Below are 14372 nucleotides of genomic sequence, written 5' to 3' on the forward strand. Positions count from 1 at the left end.
ATCGCTCCCCCGATGGCCGGAGAAGAGCGCACGCACGGGCGCACGGCCACACGTCGGGGGCACGCCGCAACGCACCGTGCCCGGGCCGTACTTCAGTACGGACCACAATCCCGCCATCCGGAACAATGCCCCTTAACGCTTGGGATGCGGCGAACTACGCTGGGTTTACGAATGCCGCATGGTTATGCCAGCGCGGCAGCCGTCTGTGTCGAGGGGTGGCGCATGTCCAGGGAGCAACGCGGGCCGAACGAAAAACTCGGCGCCGTTCTCGCCCTCGCGGGAATCAGCAACGCAGGCCTCGCACGCCGCGTCAACGACCTTGGCGCGCAACGGGGTTTGACGCTTCGCTACGACAAGACGTCGGTGGCGCGCTGGGTGTCGAAGGGCATGGTGCCGCAGGGCGCGGCGCCGCATCTGATCGCGGCCGCGATCGGCCAGAAGCTCGGCCGGCCGGTGCCGCTGCACGAGATCGGCCTCGCGGACGCCGACCCGGCGCCGGAGGTGGGGCTCGCCTTCCCCCGGGACGTCGGCCAGGCGGTGAAATCGGCCACCGAGCTCTACCGGCTGGATCTCGCCGGACGCCGTGCCGGCTCCGGTGGCATCTGGCAGTCGCTGGCCGGATCCTTCGCCGTCACGGCGTACGCGACGCCCGCCTCACGCTGGCTGATAACCCCGGCCGACAGCTCGGTCGCGCGCGAGCCGAGCCACGCGGAGGGCAACGGCTCACCGCTCAAAGTCGGCCACAGTGATGTGCAGAAGCTGCGGGAGGCCGCCGAGGACGCCCGGCGCTGGGACTCCAAGTACGGCGGCGGCGACTGGCGCTCCTCCATGGTCCCGGAGTGTTTACGGGTGGAGGCGGCCCCGCTCCTGCTGGGCTCCTACTCCGACGACGTCGGGCGCGCCCTGTTCGGCGCGAGCGCCGAGCTCACCCGGCTCGCGGGCTGGATGGCCTTCGACACCGGCCAGCAGGAGGCCGCCCAGCGCTACTACATCCAGGCCCTGCGCCTGGCCCGCGCGGCCGCTGACGTCCCCCTCGGAGGCTATGTGCTGGCCTCCATGTCCCTGCAGGCCACCTACCGCGGCTTCGGCGACGAGGGCGTCGACCTCGCGCAGGCCGCCCTGGAGCGCAACCGGGGCCTGGCCACCGCGCGCACGATGAGCTTCTTCCGCCTCGTCGAGGCACGCGCGCACGCGCGCGCCGGAGACGCGCAGGCGGCCGGCGCCGCACTGAAGGCCGCCGAGAGCTGGCTGGAACGGGCCCGTCCCGGCGACAGCGACCCGAGCTGGCTGGGTTTCTACTCCTACGACCGCTTCGCCGCGGACGCGGCCGAGTGCTACCGCGACCTGAAGGCGCCCCGGCAGGTGCGGCGCTTCACCGAGTACGCCCTGTCGAAGCCGACCGAGGAGTTCGTACGGTCGCACGGGCTGCGGCTCGTCGTCTCGGCCGTCGCCGAGCTGGAGTCCGGCAACCTCGACGCCGCGTGCGAGCAGGGGGTGCGGGCGGTGGAGGTGGCCGGGCGTATCTCGTCCGCCCGGACCACGGAGTACGTCAAGGACCTGCTGCACCGGCTGGAGCCGTACGGGGACGAGCCCCGGGTGGTGGAGCTGCGGGAGAGGGCCCGGCCCCTGCTGATGGCCCCGGCGTAGGGACGGCTTCGGTCGCGCCCGGGCCGAGGGGCCGGGGCGGTCCGCCGCGCCCGCGCCGAGCGCCGGGGCGCTTTCCCCCGCGCCAACGCGGCGGGGCCGCCGGTGGGCACGGCCGCGCGCCCCTTCGGGGACATGCGTTTGAAGGCGTTGTCAGTGGCGCAGTGCACTATCGATGCGGGAGGTGGTGCAGGTGCGATCCGGGTTCGCGTACGACTGCGACGTGCTGGTGATCGGCGGGGGGATCGTCGGGTTGTCGACGGCGTACGCGATCACGCGGGCAGCGCCCGGCACACGGGTGACGGTGCTGGAGAAGGAATCGGGCCCCGCCCGGCACCAGACCGGGCGCAACAGCGGCGTCATCCACAGCGGGATCTACTACCGCCCGGGCTCGCTCAAGGCGCGCTACGCGGTGCGGGGCGCCGCCGAGATGGTGAAGTTCTGCGCCGAGTACGGCATCGACCACGCCGTCACCGGCAAGCTGATCGTCGCCACCGAGCGCGAGGAGCTGCCCCGGCTGCACGCGCTGGTCCAGCGCGGCCGGGAGAACGGCATTCCGGTACGGGAGCTGGGATCGCCCCAGATCACGGAGTACGAGCCCGAGGTGCGCGGCCTCGCGGCGATACACGTCGGCAGCACGGGCGTGTGCGACTTCGTCGGGGTCGCCCGGCAGCTGGCCGATGCCTCCGGCGCCGAGATCCGCTACGGCGCGCAGGTCGTCCAGGTGGACCGCCGGCCCGCGCTCGGCGTGGCCGTGCGCACCGCGCGCGGGGACGTCGTCCGCGGCCGGGTCCTGGTGAACTGCGCCGGGCTGCGCTGCGACGAGATCGCCCGGACGACCGGCGACGAGCCGGACATGCGGATCGTGCCGTTCCGCGGCGAGTACTACGAGCTGGCGCGGCCCGAGCTGGTGCGGGGCCTGGTCTACCCGGTGCCGGACCCGGCGTTCCCGTTCCTCGGCGTCCATCTCACCCGCGGTTTCGACGGCGGTGTCCACATCGGGCCCAACGCCGTACCCGCCCTGGCCCGCGAGGGCTACGACTGGAGGACCGTCCGGCCGCGTGAGCTGGGCGCCACCCTCGCCTGGCCCGGCTCCTGGCGCATAGCGCGCCGCCACTGGCGCTACGGCGCCGGCGAGCTCCACCGCTCCCTGTCCAAGGCCGCCTTCACCGAGGCGGTCCGCAGACTGCTGCCGGCCGTCACCGAGGAGGACCTCCTCCCCACCCCGGCCGGCGTCCGCGCCCAGGCCGTCCTGCGCGACGGCACCCTGGTCGACGACTTCCTGATCAAGGAAGGAGCCAGAGCGGTCCACGTCCTGAACGCCCCGTCCCCGGCGGCCACGGCGTCCCTGCCGATCGGCAGGGAGGTGGCCCGCCTGGCGCTGCGAGCGCTGGGCACCGGGTGACGTCCCGCCGCGCTCCTCGACCGCCGCACGTAAAATCGAGCCACTGTGTCTGACACCCCCAACACCCCCGAAGCCCCCGGCCGCACCCGCCCCAAGGGCGTGCCCCGTTTCCCGGACGGCCCGCAGCCCGACCCCGCCGGATCCCACTTCGAGCGGAGGATCCGCAGCTTCCAGCCCCGCCGCAGCCGCGTCACCGCCGGCCAGGCCGACGCCCTGGCCCGTCTGTGGCCCAAGTGGGGCCTGGACATCGACGGCCACAAGATCCCCGACCTGGGCGAGCTGTTCGGCAACGACCACCCCGTCGTGCTGGAGATCGGCTTCGGCATGGGCGAGGCCACCGCCCAGATGGCCGCCGCCGACCCGGACACCAACATCCTCGCGGTGGACGTCCACACACCCGGCCAGGGCAACCTCCTGGGCCTGGCCGACCGAGGCGGCCTCACCAACATCCGGGTCGCCAACGGCGACGCGATCATCCTGCTGCGCGAGATGCTCGGCCCGGACTCCCTCGACGGCCTGCGCGTCTACTTCCCGGACCCCTGGCCGAAGAAGCGCCACCACAAGCGGCGTCTGATCCAGCCCGAGTTCCTGAGCCTGGCCGCCACCCGCCTCAGGCCGGGCGCGCTGGTGCACTGCGCGACGGACTGGGAACCGTACGCGGAGCAGATGCTGGAGGTGCTCACCGCGCACCCCGACTTCGAGAACACCCAGCCCGGCGGCGGCTTCGCGCCACGCCCCGGCTTCCGGCCGCTGACCCGTTTCGAGGGCCAGGGACTGGACAAGGGACATGTGGTGAACGACCTGCTCTTCCGTCGCGTACAGCACACAGCCGAACCCCAACCCCCCACCGGCGCCTGAGCCCGCTCACCCGCCTGCGGCCGGCGCCCCTGTCTCGTTAGGGTCGATGTCGTGGCCACCTGTCCCCCGTATCCGGCTCACCCGGCGTATCCGCCCCGTCCCCCGGGCCCGGCCGGCGGCCCACGGCACCCGCACTGGTGGCAACGCGGCTGGGTGCGCTACGGCGCGCTGATCACCCTGCTGGCGCTGTCCGGGCTCGTCATCCTGGCTCTGGTGCGCGAGCAGACCGGCACGGACGGCTTCCTGGTGGGTCTGGGGCTCGCGGTGCTGCCCGTCCCCCTGCTCATAGCCGTCTTCCGCTGGCTGGACCGGGTGGAGCCGGGCCCCTGGCGCAATCTGCTGTTCTGCTTCGCCTGGGGGGCCTGCGCGGCGGCACTGATCGCGATCGTGGCGAACAGCTTCGCGACGCGCTGGATAGCGACGGCGACGGCCGACCCGTCCAGCGCCGACACCCTGGGCGCCACGGTGATAGCGCCGGTCGTGGAGGAGTCCGCGAAGGCCGCCGCGATCCTGCTGCTGTTCCTGTTCCGCAGAGCGGACTTCACGGGAATCGTCGACGGCGTCGTCATCGCCGGTGTCACCGCGACCGGCTTCGCGTTCACGGAGAACATCCTCTACCTGGGCAACGCCTTCGGCACCGACCAGCTCACCGGTGACACCGGCATCGCGTCGGTCACCGCCGCGACCTTCTTCGTCCGCGTGATCATGTCGCCGTTCGCGCACCCGCTGTTCACCGTCCTGACCGGCATCGGCTTCGGCATCGCCGCCCTCGCCGGCGAACGCCGGACCCTGCGCCGCACGGCGCTGCCCCTCTCGGGCCTCCTCCTGGCGATGGGCATGCACGCGCTGTGGAACGGCTCGGCGACCTTCGGCGACTACGGGTTCTTCGCGGTGTACGGGGTCTTCATGGTGCCCGCGTTCGGGCTGCTGACCTGGCTGGTGATCTGGACCCGGCAGCGCGAGCTGCGCACGGTCCGCGAGGAACTCCCGCCGTACGTCGTGGCGGGCTGGCTGACCCCGGCGGAGCCGTACGCGCTCGGCTCGATGCGCGCCCGCCGGCTGGCCCGCGAGTACGCCGGCCATCACCTGGGCAGGCAGGCGAAGCGAGCCGTGGCGCAGTACGAGGCGTACGCCACGTCCCTGGCCTTCCTGCGCCACCGCGCACGCCGCGGCGGAGCCGGCGCCGACTTCGCCGTACGGGAGCGGGAACTGCTGGGCGAGCTGTGGAGCCGGCACGAGGTCGCCCGCCCGGCCCTGCAGTACGCGGCACGCGCCACGGCACCCGTCCCGGCGTACCACGGGTACGGCTACGGGGGCCGGCCCCATCCGGCCCAGCCGCTGCACCCGGCCCACCCGCAGTACCCCGCGTACAACCCGTACCGCTCCTGGAGCGGGGCCGCGCACGACGAAACCGGCAGCCCTGACGTCGGGGGGTTGCCGTCAGGACCGCCGGGGTTTCAGTGAAGCCGTCGCGCCGGCCGCAGGGGCGTCAGGGGTTCAGGCCCCGGTCGCGCAGCCAGGCCATGGGGTCCACGCCGGCCCCGTCGATGTGGACCTCGAGGTGCAGGTGCGGTCCGGTGACGTTGCCGGTGGCGCCGACCCGTCCGATGACGTCGCCGGTGTTGACCTGCTGGCCGACGCTGACGTTGATCGAGGACTGGTGGGCGTAGCGGATCTCGGTGCCGTCCTCGAGGGTGAGCACGGTGCTGTAGCCGTACGACCCGCTCCAGCCGGCCTCGGTGATCGTGCCGGTGTGGACGGCCTTGATCGGCGTGCCGGTGGGCGCGGCGAAGTCGAGGCCGGTGTGGTAGCCGGAGGACCACATGGAGCCGGCCTGGCCGTAGGTGGAGGTGATCGTGTACGAGGAGGTCGGCAGCGTGTACTGGCGGGCCAGCTCGGCGAGGCGCTCGGCCTCGGCCTTCTTGCGGGCCTCTTCCTCCGCGGCGGCCTTCGCGGCGGCGGCCTTGGCCTCCGCCTCCTTCTCGGCCTGGGCGGCGGCCTCGGCCGCGGCCTTCTCGGCGGCTGCCTGAGCCGCGGCCTGGGCGGCCTCCGCGGCCTTGGTGTCGGCCTGGTCCTGCTGCTGGGCGGCCTGGGCCATGATCCGGGCGCGCAGTGCCTCGCCGGCGTCGGCGGTGCCCTCGGTGGCGGTGTCGGCGGTGTCGGTGCCGAGGCTGCTGAGCGGGGCGACGGCCTCGGTGGTCTCCTCGGCGGGCGCGTCGCCGTCGGAGATGAGGGAGCCGATGGAGGGCAGGTCGGGCATGGAGATGGCGACCGGCGGCTTGCCGGACTGGGCGCTGGCCATGCCGCCGGCGCCCACGGCGGCTATGACGCCGACGCCGAGGACGGTGGAGCTGCGGGCGAGTCCGCCGCGCTGCTTGGCGACGCGGTGGCGGCCGCGGACGGGGCGGACGGAGTCCGCGGTGGGGTTCCACTCCTCCCACGGTCCCTCGTCGGTGGGGTGGCCGCCGTAGACGAACGTTTCCTCGGTCTCGGCGGTGCGCTGGCCCGGCACGAACGGGACGTGCGGGGCAGGGCGGTTGGACGCCACGTGGGCGTGCTCCTTTCCTTCCTTCTCGCCTACCGGGTTAGCTGACGGGTTCGGAGCAGGAAGGTCTCCTACGCGCGTATATGCGACCGTGTGTCCACGGCGAAATACGCCCGATTCACCCCAAGTTGGTGGTTCCCCGGTTCCCTGACGGGATTCGGCGCGTGCGCACGGAGCCGTCTCTTGTGACGGCTGGGACGACCGCGCTGCGTTATCGGACGTTAATAGAACCGGGGCCGCAATTCCAAGCCGTTCGGCTTGATCATTAAACTTCCCGGCCGGGACGTACGGCCCACGGACGGCGAAAAACGGGCGAGTTGACCCCGGCTCAGCACCGTACGAGTTTTTGATGGTGACTCAGATGTTATGCGCAGGGCGCTCGTCCGGTCACAGCACGTCACTTCGGGGCCGGGCGCCGTACGGCGAGCAGCGCCATGTCGTCGGTGAGGGCGCCGCCCGTGTGCCGGCGGACCTCCTCCGCGAGGGTGCGCAGCAGATGGCCGGGGCCACGGAAGGTGCGTCCGGCGAGCCGCGCCTCGGGGTCGTAGAACCTCCCGCGGGCGTCGCGCGCCTCGGACAGGCCGTCGGTGTGGAGCAGCAGGGTGGCTCCGGCGGGGAAGGGGTGCTCCTCGGCGTGGTCCGGCCGGCCGCCGAGCTCGCTCATCCCGAGCGGCAGCGCGGTCCGGCGGGCGGCGAGGGCGTCCAGCGTGCCGTTGACGTGCAGCACCAGCGGGGCGGGGTGGCCGCGGTTGACGAGGCGTACGACACCGTCGCCGTGCGGGAGTTCGGCGAGCACGGCCGTGGTGAACCCCTCGTGGGCGTCCGGCCCTTCGCGCCGTGCGCCCTCCCGGTCCAGGGCGCGGTCCAGCCGCCGGGCGACCGCCTCCAGGGTGGCCTCCTGCTCGGCCGCCTCCCGGAACGCCCCGATGACGACGGCGACCGCGGACACCGCGCCCATGCCCTTGCCGCGGACGTCCCCGACGATGAGCCGCACCCCGTGGGGGCTGTCCTGCACCGCGTACAGGTCGCCGCCGATGAAGGCGTCCGCCTGCGCCGCCTCGTAGCGCGCGGCGATCTCGAACTCGCCGATCCGCTCGGCCGGTTCGGGCAGGACGGCCCGCTGGGCGGCCTCGGCGATCGCCCGCGCGGAGGCGAGCCGCTCGTCGCTGCGGCGCACCAGGACGTTGATGACGACGGCCAGGGCCGACACCGTCACCACGGTGACCAGCTCGGTGACCGAATCGACGTCCAGGACGATCCCCATCAGCAGGTGCACGCCCAGGACGACGACGATCGCGGCGGCCCCGGTGAGCAGCGTGCCGCGCCGGGAGTAGAGCGGGGCGGCGACGAGGGGGGCCGCGGTGAAGAAGGGGACCGCGGCGTACGCGGCCGGGGTGAGCCAGTCGTAGGCGGCGCCGCCGGCGATGAGCAGGGCGGGCAGGGCGCGGACGCAGGTGCGGATGAAGGTGAGCCGCCGCCCGTCGGGCCGCCGCCTGCGGCGCGGGCGCGGTGGCCGCGCGAGGTGCGCACCGGTCCGCTCGGCAGCCCCTCGGTGCGCGCTCGCGTCCCTCGGCTCGGGCCACAGCTCACCAGGCGGCACCACTCGTACTCCCGCAGAGCATGTCGTCGCGGGCCGCGCGTCGGGCCCCGTCCGTCCAGCCTTGCCGTGGCGGGCGCGGGGCGGCGAGCGGGGTGGTCCACCCGGGCGACAGCGTCTGCGGGAACGACTCAGGGCCGGTGTCCATCTGCATGGACACCGGCCCTGAGTCTTCAGTAGCGGGGACAGGATTTGAACCTGCGACCTCTGGGTTATGAGCCCAGCGAGCTACCGAGCTGCTCCACCCCGCGTCGGTGAAACCAGTGTACGCCATCTGCGGGACAGAAAGCGAAACGTTTAGGCCCACCCCTCTGACCTGCGGGTTTCGCTTCCGGGGCCGGTCGCGGGTCAGCCGGGCAGATGCGCGTTGGGCGCCTTGGCCCGCTCCTCGTACTCCGGCAGGACGACGACGTCGACCCCCTGGGAGGCGAGCAGCCCGCTGCCGTCCGCGTCGGCGACGAAGGTGTCGGGCTCCCGCCAGGCGGTGACCACCCGGCGTACACCGGCGTCGAGGATCAGCCGGGCGCAGGGTGCCGGCCGGGAGGCGCGCCGGGCGCAGGGTTCGAGGCTGGAGTAGACGGTGGCGCCGGGCAGCCGGGGGTCCGCCGGGTCGATCTTGGCGAGGGCGGCCTCCTCGGCGTGCACCACGGGGTCGTCGCCCTCGCGGGAGTGGCCGCGGGCCAGCTCGGTCCCGTCCGCGGCGACCACGACCGCACCCACGCTGAAGGCGCTCTGCGACGGCGGGCACATGGCCGCCAGCTCGCAGGCGAGGGCGAGCCAGTGCCGGTCGGCGGGCACGGCGGTGCCTGCCGTGCCGGGCGCGGTGGGCTCGTAGCGCATGAGCACCACGTCCTCGATCCGCCGCGTCTCGACCAGCCGCAGCCGCCCGCCCTGGTAGCCGCCGGGCCCGAACAGCCGGGGTGCCTCGGGCGTGCCGACCAGCAGGGGCGCGAGGACGAGCTGGAGTTCGTCGGCGAGCTGCTGCCGGAGCAGCTGGGTGTGGACGGTGCCGCCGCCCTCGACCATGAGCCGCCGCACTCCTCGTACGTCGTGCAGATGCTCCAGGACGGCCCGCCAGTCGAGCGCCGGGCCGAGGGCGACGACGTCGGCGGCGATCCCCGCCCGCCCGGCGCGCTCGGCGCCCTTCTCGGTCGTGTACAGGACCTTCTCGCCGCCGGTGTGCCAGAAGCGGGCGGCGGGGTCGAGGTCGCCGGTGGCGCTGACGCAGACCTTCAGCGGGAACTCGGGCCGGCCCTCGGCCGCCCGGGCGGCGCGCCGCTCGGCGGAGTTGACCAGCAGCCGGGGGTTGTCGGCGCGCAGGGTGCCTGCGCCCACGAGGATCGCGTCGCAGGAGGCCCGTACGGCGTCGACCCGGTCGAAGTCGGCCGGGGAGGAGAGCAGCAGGCGGTCGGGGCCGGTGTCGTCGAGGTAGCCGTCGAGGGAGACGGCGGCGGAGAGGAGGACGTACGGGTACGGCATCGGTGCGCGGTCTCCCTCAAAGAGGTGAACTTGGTTCAAGTTTGAAGCAAACCTACACTGGCGGCATGACGACCCGCTGGCTCACCCCCGACGAGCAGCGCGCCTGGCGCGCCTACGTCGCCGCGACGCACCTCCTGGAGGACGCGCTGGACCGGCAGCTCCAGCAGGACGCCGGCATGCCTCATCTGTACTACTCCATCCTGGCCACCCTGTCCGAGGCGCCCGAGCGGCGGCTGCGCATGACGGAGCTGGCCGGGGCACTGAAGATCACCCGCAGCAGGCTGACGTACGGCGTCGCCCGTCTGGAGAAGGACGGCCTGGTGGCCCGCGAGGGCTGCCCCTCGGACCGGCGCGGCAGCATCGCCGCGCTGACGGCGCAGGGCATGTCGGTCCTGGAGCGCACGGCACCCGGCCATGTCGAGACGGTCCGCAGGCGCCTGTTCGACCGGCTGGCACCGGAGCAGGTGGGGCAGCTGGAGGAGATCTGCACGGCCATCCAGGGCGCGGAGGAGGACGACGACGTGCCGTGGCTGCGCCGCTCGTGAGATGCGCCACTCCGGTTGCTTAAAGTTTCAAGCACGGGCTAGGTTCGTGTCCGCAGCTGCTTCAAATCTGAAGCATGCCGCCGTGCCCGCCGACCGGACGGAGATCCCATGCCCGACCTGCCCGCCGCCACCCAGCGCGCCCGCGTCCGGGTCCCGCTGAGCTTCGCCGACGGCTACCGCGTCGACGCCGAGCTGGTGACCTTCCACGGGCTGGCGGACGGCGCCGAGCACCTGGCGGTGATCCTGGGCGAGCCGGGCGCCGGGACCCCCCTGGTCCGCCTGCACTCCGAGTGCCTCACCGGCGACGTGTTCGGCTCGGCCCGCTGCGACTGCGGCCCCCAGCTGCGCGAGTCGGTCGAGCGCATAGCCGAGCGCGGCGGCGTCCTGCTCCACCTCCGCCAGGAGGGCCGCGGCATCGGCCTCTACAACAAGCTCGACGCCTACGCCCTCCAGGACCAGGGCCTCGACACCTACGAGGCGAACGCCGCCCTCGGCCTCCCGGAGGACGACCGCGACTACACCGCGGCGGCCCAGATGCTGCGCGCCCTCGGCATCACCGAGCTGGACCTGCTCTCCAACAACCCCGACAAGGCGACCCAGTTGAGCGGCCTGGGCATCACGGTCCACGACCGCGTCCCCACCGGGGTGTTCACCACCGCGCACAACGTCCGCTACCTGCGCGCGAAGGTCCTCCAGACCCAACACACGCTTGCGCTGGGCGAATTGACGGACCTGACGGTGGGCTGACCGGTGGGCTGACGGTGAGCTGGACGCGATACTGGAGGACGAGCCCGCGGACGGACGGGAACACCGACAGCGAGGTCCCCCGTTGCCCTCACCCACCAGCCACAGCTACGACACGGTCGCCGAGCGCTACGCCGCCGAGATCGCCGGCGAACTCACGGGCAAGCCCCTCGACCGCGCCCTCCTGGACACCCTGGCCGAACTCGCCGGCGACGGCCCCGTCCTGGACATCGGCTGCGGTCCCGGCCACGCCACGTCCCACCTCGCCGCCCGAGGCGCCCGGACCACGGGCCTGGACCTCTCCCCCGCCATGTGCGCGATCGCCCGCCGCACCACGGCCCTCCCCTTCGCAGCCGCCGACATGACCGGCCTCCCCGTCCGCTCCGCCTCGGTCTCGGCCCTGTGCTGCCTGTACGCGGTCATCCACCTGGACGCCGCCCGACGCCCCCTCGCCTACGCCGAGTTCGCCCGCGTCCTGCGCCCCGGCGGCCACGCCCTCCTCTCCTTCCACACCAGCGACCCCGACGCCGCCCCCGGCGACTCCCGCCACCTCACCACCTGGTGGGACCACGAGGTCGACCTCACCTTCCACTTCCTCGACCCCGCCACGGAGACCCGCTCCCTCGCCGAAGCGGGCCTGACCCTCACGGCCCGCCTGGACCGAGAGCCCTACCCGGACACGGAGCACCCGAGCCGGCGGACTTATCTGCTGGTGCGGCGGGAGGCGAGTTAGCCGGGGCCTGTCGCACACTTCCGCCGCGTCACTTGTTGTAGCCTCCCGAGCTCACACAGTGATCATGTGGCGAGGAGCGTGATGCCGTAATGAAGGCATGGCTGTCGAAGACCCTGACGGCCCTGGCCGCCGTCTTTCTGCTGGTCGGGGGGCAGGCGGGCGGGGCGGTCGCGCAGGAGCGGGCGGCGGCGGCGGCGCCGGAGACGGGCAGGACGGCCGTCATCGCGGTGTACCCGGACCAGGAGCACGCCGGTGAGTGGCGGCACGCCACCTTCCACCCGTCGCCGGCCGCCGTGCCGCAGGTCGCCTCGGCGCTGCGGGCGGTCGGGTCGGAGGTGATCGTCGGGGACTTCTCGACGCGGCGGAGCACGGCCTACTTCTGGTCGGGGCTCGGGGCCGGCGGCGAGGACATCGCCGAGAAGACCGCCACCGACCGCAAGGGCGTCACGCTGGGGATGCTGCTGGAGCAGCGGAACATCACCATGCCGACCTGGGACGGGTCGAAGAAGGTCGAGGTGGCCTGGTCGGCGGTGTCGGAGGAGTACGCACGGCAGGCCAGTGGGGTGGTGCATGTGATCCTCGGCCCGTATGTGCGGCCCAACGCGATCTGGTACACGGAGTTCGACAACCTCAAGCGCAACGCCAAGGTCACCAAGGTGGTCTCCGTCGACTCGCAGAACGGCTCGGAGACTACGCTCTACACCCGTGGAGAGCAGCCGAACCGGTGACGCCCGGGTGACGGACGAGCACCGCAGCCGGGCCGTCGCCCTGTACCTGCTGGGCGCTGGACTGCCTTACCCGAAGCCCAGCCCCGAGTCCGTGAGGGAGGCGTTCGAGCCCGCCGAGGCCGAACGCCTCCTGTCGTACGCGGAGGCGGTGGTCACCGAGATGAACGCCTTCGACGTCGACTGGGCCGCCCACGACCTGCAGACCGCCACCCGCGCCTACCGGGCCGACGCCCGCGCCCGGCACCCCGAGCTCGACGAGACCGCGCTCGACGCGCTGGGGCGGGCGTACAGCTTCTGGTGGAGATGACAGCGGCGCCCGGGTCGACCGAAGTCCACCCGGGCGCCTGCCGGCGGTAGGCCCTGTGGGACTCGAACCCACAACCAATGGATTAAAAGTCCACTGCTCTGCCAATTGAGCTAAGGGCCCTGGCGATGTTGCCTACCCGAGCATAGCCGGACGTGGCCGTGTCTCCGATCGGGTATCGCGGACCCGGCCACGTCGGCGTGGTGAATGGCTAGGGATCGACCGGTTCGGGGGCGCCGGCGCGGGCCGCCTCGCGGGCGATGGTCCGTTCGTGCCGGGGATTGAGGAACCAGTGCCGGGCCGAGGCCAGCCACCAGGCGGCGGCGAAACCGAGGACGACGAGGACGGCGACGGGGGCGTAGTTGAAGGTCTCCCAGGTGACCGGGGAGACCTGGGGCAGCATGAAGAGGACCGTGATCAGGCCGACCCACCCCACCGACACCGCGCCCACGATCCCCGACCAGCGGCCCAGATGCCACGGGCCCCGCTCGAACGCCTCCCCCTTGCGCAGCCGCAGCAGCGTCGGGATGACGTAGGCGATGTAGAGGCCGATGACGGCGATCGACGTCACCGCCGCGTACGCCGTCACATTGATCAGGTACGGCAGTCCCAGCACGAGCGCGCCCAGGGCGGCCAGCCACACCGCCGCGACCGGGGTGCGGGTGCGCGGGCTGACCGTGTGCCAGAGGCGGGAGCAGGGCAGGGCGCCGTCGCGCGAGAAGGCGTAGATCATGCGGCTGTTGGCCGTCACCGACGCCATGCCGCAGAACAGCTGCGCCCCGATCACCACGAGCAGCAGCAGCTTGCCGGCGCTCGCGCCCAGCGCGTCGAGCAGGATCTGCGCGGGCGGCGCGCCGGTCGGGGACGTGCGCGCGCCCTCGTACGACTGGATGGCGAACGTGAAGCCCAGCAGGAGGACGAAGCCCGCGATCCACGACGTCCAGATGGACCGCACGATGCCCTTCGGGCCGGCCGTCGACGCGTCGTGCGTCTCCTCCGTCATGTGCGCGGAGGCGTCGTAGCCGGTGAAGGTGTACTGGGCCATGAGCAGGCCGAGCAGCACCACGTACGCGCCGCTGCCCCAGCCGGTGTGGTTCACGAACTCGCCGAAGACGTACGACGCCGACCGGTGGCGGTCGGGGACGAGGGCCAGCGCGCCGACGATGACCGCCACACCGAGGACGTGCCACCAGACGCTGACGTTGTTCAGCAGCGCGACGATCCTGACACCGAAGGTGTTCAGCAGGCCGTGCAGGATCAGGATCGCCGCGAAGAGGAGGATGGTGCGGCCCGGTGTCACCTCGAACCCGAACTGCAGGTTCAGGTACGCCCCGAGGAAGGAGGCCGCGCCGAAGTCGATGCCCGCGGTCACGGCGACCTGGCCGAGGACGTTGAACCAGCCGGTGAACCACGCCCACGCGGCGGCGGTGCGGGCGGGCGCGAGCCGGTGCGCCCAGAAGTACAGGCCGGCCGAGGTCGGGTAGGCCGAGCAGATCTCGGCCATGGACAGGCCCACGAACAGCGTCATCAGGCCGACGGCGACCCAGCCCCAGGTGATCACGGCCGGGCCGCCGGTGTTCATGCCGAACAGATACAGCGTCAGGCAGCCCGACAGCACCGAGATGATCGTGAACGACACCGCGTAGTTGGAGAACGCCGACATCCGGCGGGCGAGCACCTGCGTGTAGCCGAGCTGGGCCAGCCGCTCTTCGTCCGTCGGCCGCCCGCTCGCGTTGACGTCATCTGTCATGCCCCCAGCAATTCCCTCACCGGGGGCGTGACATGCGTCA

13 protein-coding genes, 2 tRNA genes and 1 riboswitch are annotated in these 14372 nt (G+C 72.7%); of the genes, 9 read left to right on the forward strand and 6 right to left on the reverse strand.

The features are described from left to right. Positions 1 to 222: 222 nt before the first annotated feature. The 4 genes from ACIGXJ_RS09645 to ACIGXJ_RS09660 all read left to right on the forward strand — a co-directional run bounded on the left by ACIGXJ_RS09645 (position 223) and on the right by ACIGXJ_RS09660 (position 5371). Entirely contained in the window at positions 223 to 1647 is a 1425-nt protein-coding gene (locus ACIGXJ_RS09645; protein ID WP_399642813.1) for an MFS transporter, read from the forward strand. A 172-nt stretch (positions 1648 to 1819) separates the two neighbouring features. Continuing rightward, positions 1820 to 3049, forward strand: a complete 1230-nt coding sequence (gene lhgO, locus ACIGXJ_RS09650; protein WP_399642814.1) for an L-2-hydroxyglutarate oxidase — start codon at positions 1820 to 1822, stop codon at positions 3047 to 3049. A gap of 45 nt (positions 3050 to 3094) precedes the next feature. Next, the gene (gene trmB, locus ACIGXJ_RS09655; protein WP_399642815.1) at positions 3095 to 3907 is read left to right on the forward strand and encodes a tRNA (guanosine(46)-N7)-methyltransferase TrmB; all 813 of its coding nucleotides are present in this window, start codon (positions 3095 to 3097) and stop codon (positions 3905 to 3907) included. Between the two features lie 51 nt (positions 3908 to 3958). Continuing rightward, positions 3959 to 5371, forward strand: a complete 1413-nt coding sequence (locus ACIGXJ_RS09660) for a PrsW family intramembrane metalloprotease (RefSeq protein WP_399642816.1) — start codon at positions 3959 to 3961, stop codon at positions 5369 to 5371. A 25-nt stretch (positions 5372 to 5396) separates the two neighbouring features. Here the strand turns inward: ACIGXJ_RS09660 and ACIGXJ_RS09665 are convergent, their stop codons facing one another. The 4 genes from ACIGXJ_RS09665 to ACIGXJ_RS09680 all read right to left on the reverse strand — a co-directional run bounded on the left by ACIGXJ_RS09665 (position 5397) and on the right by ACIGXJ_RS09680 (position 9528). Further along, positions 5397 to 6455, reverse strand: a complete 1059-nt coding sequence (locus ACIGXJ_RS09665) for a M23 family metallopeptidase (RefSeq protein WP_399642817.1) — start codon at positions 6453 to 6455, stop codon at positions 5397 to 5399. Between the two features lie 11 nt (positions 6456 to 6466). After that, positions 6467 to 6625, reverse strand: a riboswitch (cyclic di-AMP (ydaO/yuaA leader). 224 nt (positions 6626 to 6849) lie between these two features. Further along, on the reverse strand, positions 6850 to 8055 hold the full coding sequence (locus ACIGXJ_RS09670) for a PP2C family protein-serine/threonine phosphatase (RefSeq protein ID WP_399642818.1): 1206 nt from the start codon (positions 8053 to 8055) through the stop codon (positions 6850 to 6852). Positions 8056 to 8226: 171 nt separating this feature from the next. Then, positions 8227 to 8300: transfer RNA gene (locus ACIGXJ_RS09675), tRNA-Met, on the reverse strand. A gap of 97 nt (positions 8301 to 8397) precedes the next feature. Next, positions 8398 to 9528 (reverse strand): dihydrofolate reductase family protein, encoded by a 1131-nt coding sequence (locus ACIGXJ_RS09680; protein WP_399642819.1) that lies wholly within the window; start codon positions 9526 to 9528, stop codon positions 8398 to 8400. A 65-nt stretch (positions 9529 to 9593) separates the two neighbouring features. On the opposite strand from ACIGXJ_RS09680, the gene ACIGXJ_RS09685 reads away from it, so the two are divergent. From ACIGXJ_RS09685 to ACIGXJ_RS09705, 5 genes are all read left to right on the forward strand, one after another. Further along, positions 9594 to 10073: a MarR family winged helix-turn-helix transcriptional regulator gene (locus ACIGXJ_RS09685; protein WP_399642820.1), complete on the forward strand. Its 480-nt coding sequence runs from the start codon at positions 9594 to 9596 to the stop codon at positions 10071 to 10073. A 108-nt stretch (positions 10074 to 10181) separates the two neighbouring features. Next, positions 10182 to 10820, forward strand: a complete 639-nt coding sequence (gene ribA / locus ACIGXJ_RS09690; protein WP_399642821.1) for a GTP cyclohydrolase II — start codon at positions 10182 to 10184, stop codon at positions 10818 to 10820. A gap of 82 nt (positions 10821 to 10902) precedes the next feature. Beyond that, positions 10903 to 11550: a class I SAM-dependent methyltransferase gene (locus ACIGXJ_RS09695; RefSeq protein WP_399642822.1), complete on the forward strand. Its 648-nt coding sequence runs from the start codon at positions 10903 to 10905 to the stop codon at positions 11548 to 11550. Positions 11551 to 11639: 89 nt separating this feature from the next. Continuing rightward, on the forward strand, positions 11640 to 12278 hold the full coding sequence (locus tag ACIGXJ_RS09700; protein WP_399642823.1) for a hypothetical protein: 639 nt from the start codon (positions 11640 to 11642) through the stop codon (positions 12276 to 12278). After that, on the forward strand, positions 12256 to 12585 hold the full coding sequence (locus ACIGXJ_RS09705; RefSeq protein WP_399642824.1) for a hypothetical protein: 330 nt from the start codon (positions 12256 to 12258) through the stop codon (positions 12583 to 12585). Before ACIGXJ_RS09700 ends, ACIGXJ_RS09705 begins: the two co-directional genes overlap by 23 nt. Positions 12586 to 12632: 47 nt before the next feature. Here the strand turns inward: ACIGXJ_RS09705 and ACIGXJ_RS09710 are convergent. Further along, a tRNA-Lys gene (locus ACIGXJ_RS09710) sits at positions 12633 to 12705 on the reverse strand. A gap of 88 nt (positions 12706 to 12793) precedes the next feature. Then, positions 12794 to 14332: an amino acid permease gene (locus ACIGXJ_RS09715; protein WP_399642825.1), complete on the reverse strand. Its 1539-nt coding sequence runs from the start codon at positions 14330 to 14332 to the stop codon at positions 12794 to 12796. Positions 14333 to 14372 lie beyond the last annotated feature (40 nt).

This window comes from Streptomyces sp. NPDC053367, assembly GCF_044545925.1.
Lineage (GTDB): Bacteria > Actinomycetota > Actinomycetes > Streptomycetales > Streptomycetaceae > Streptomyces.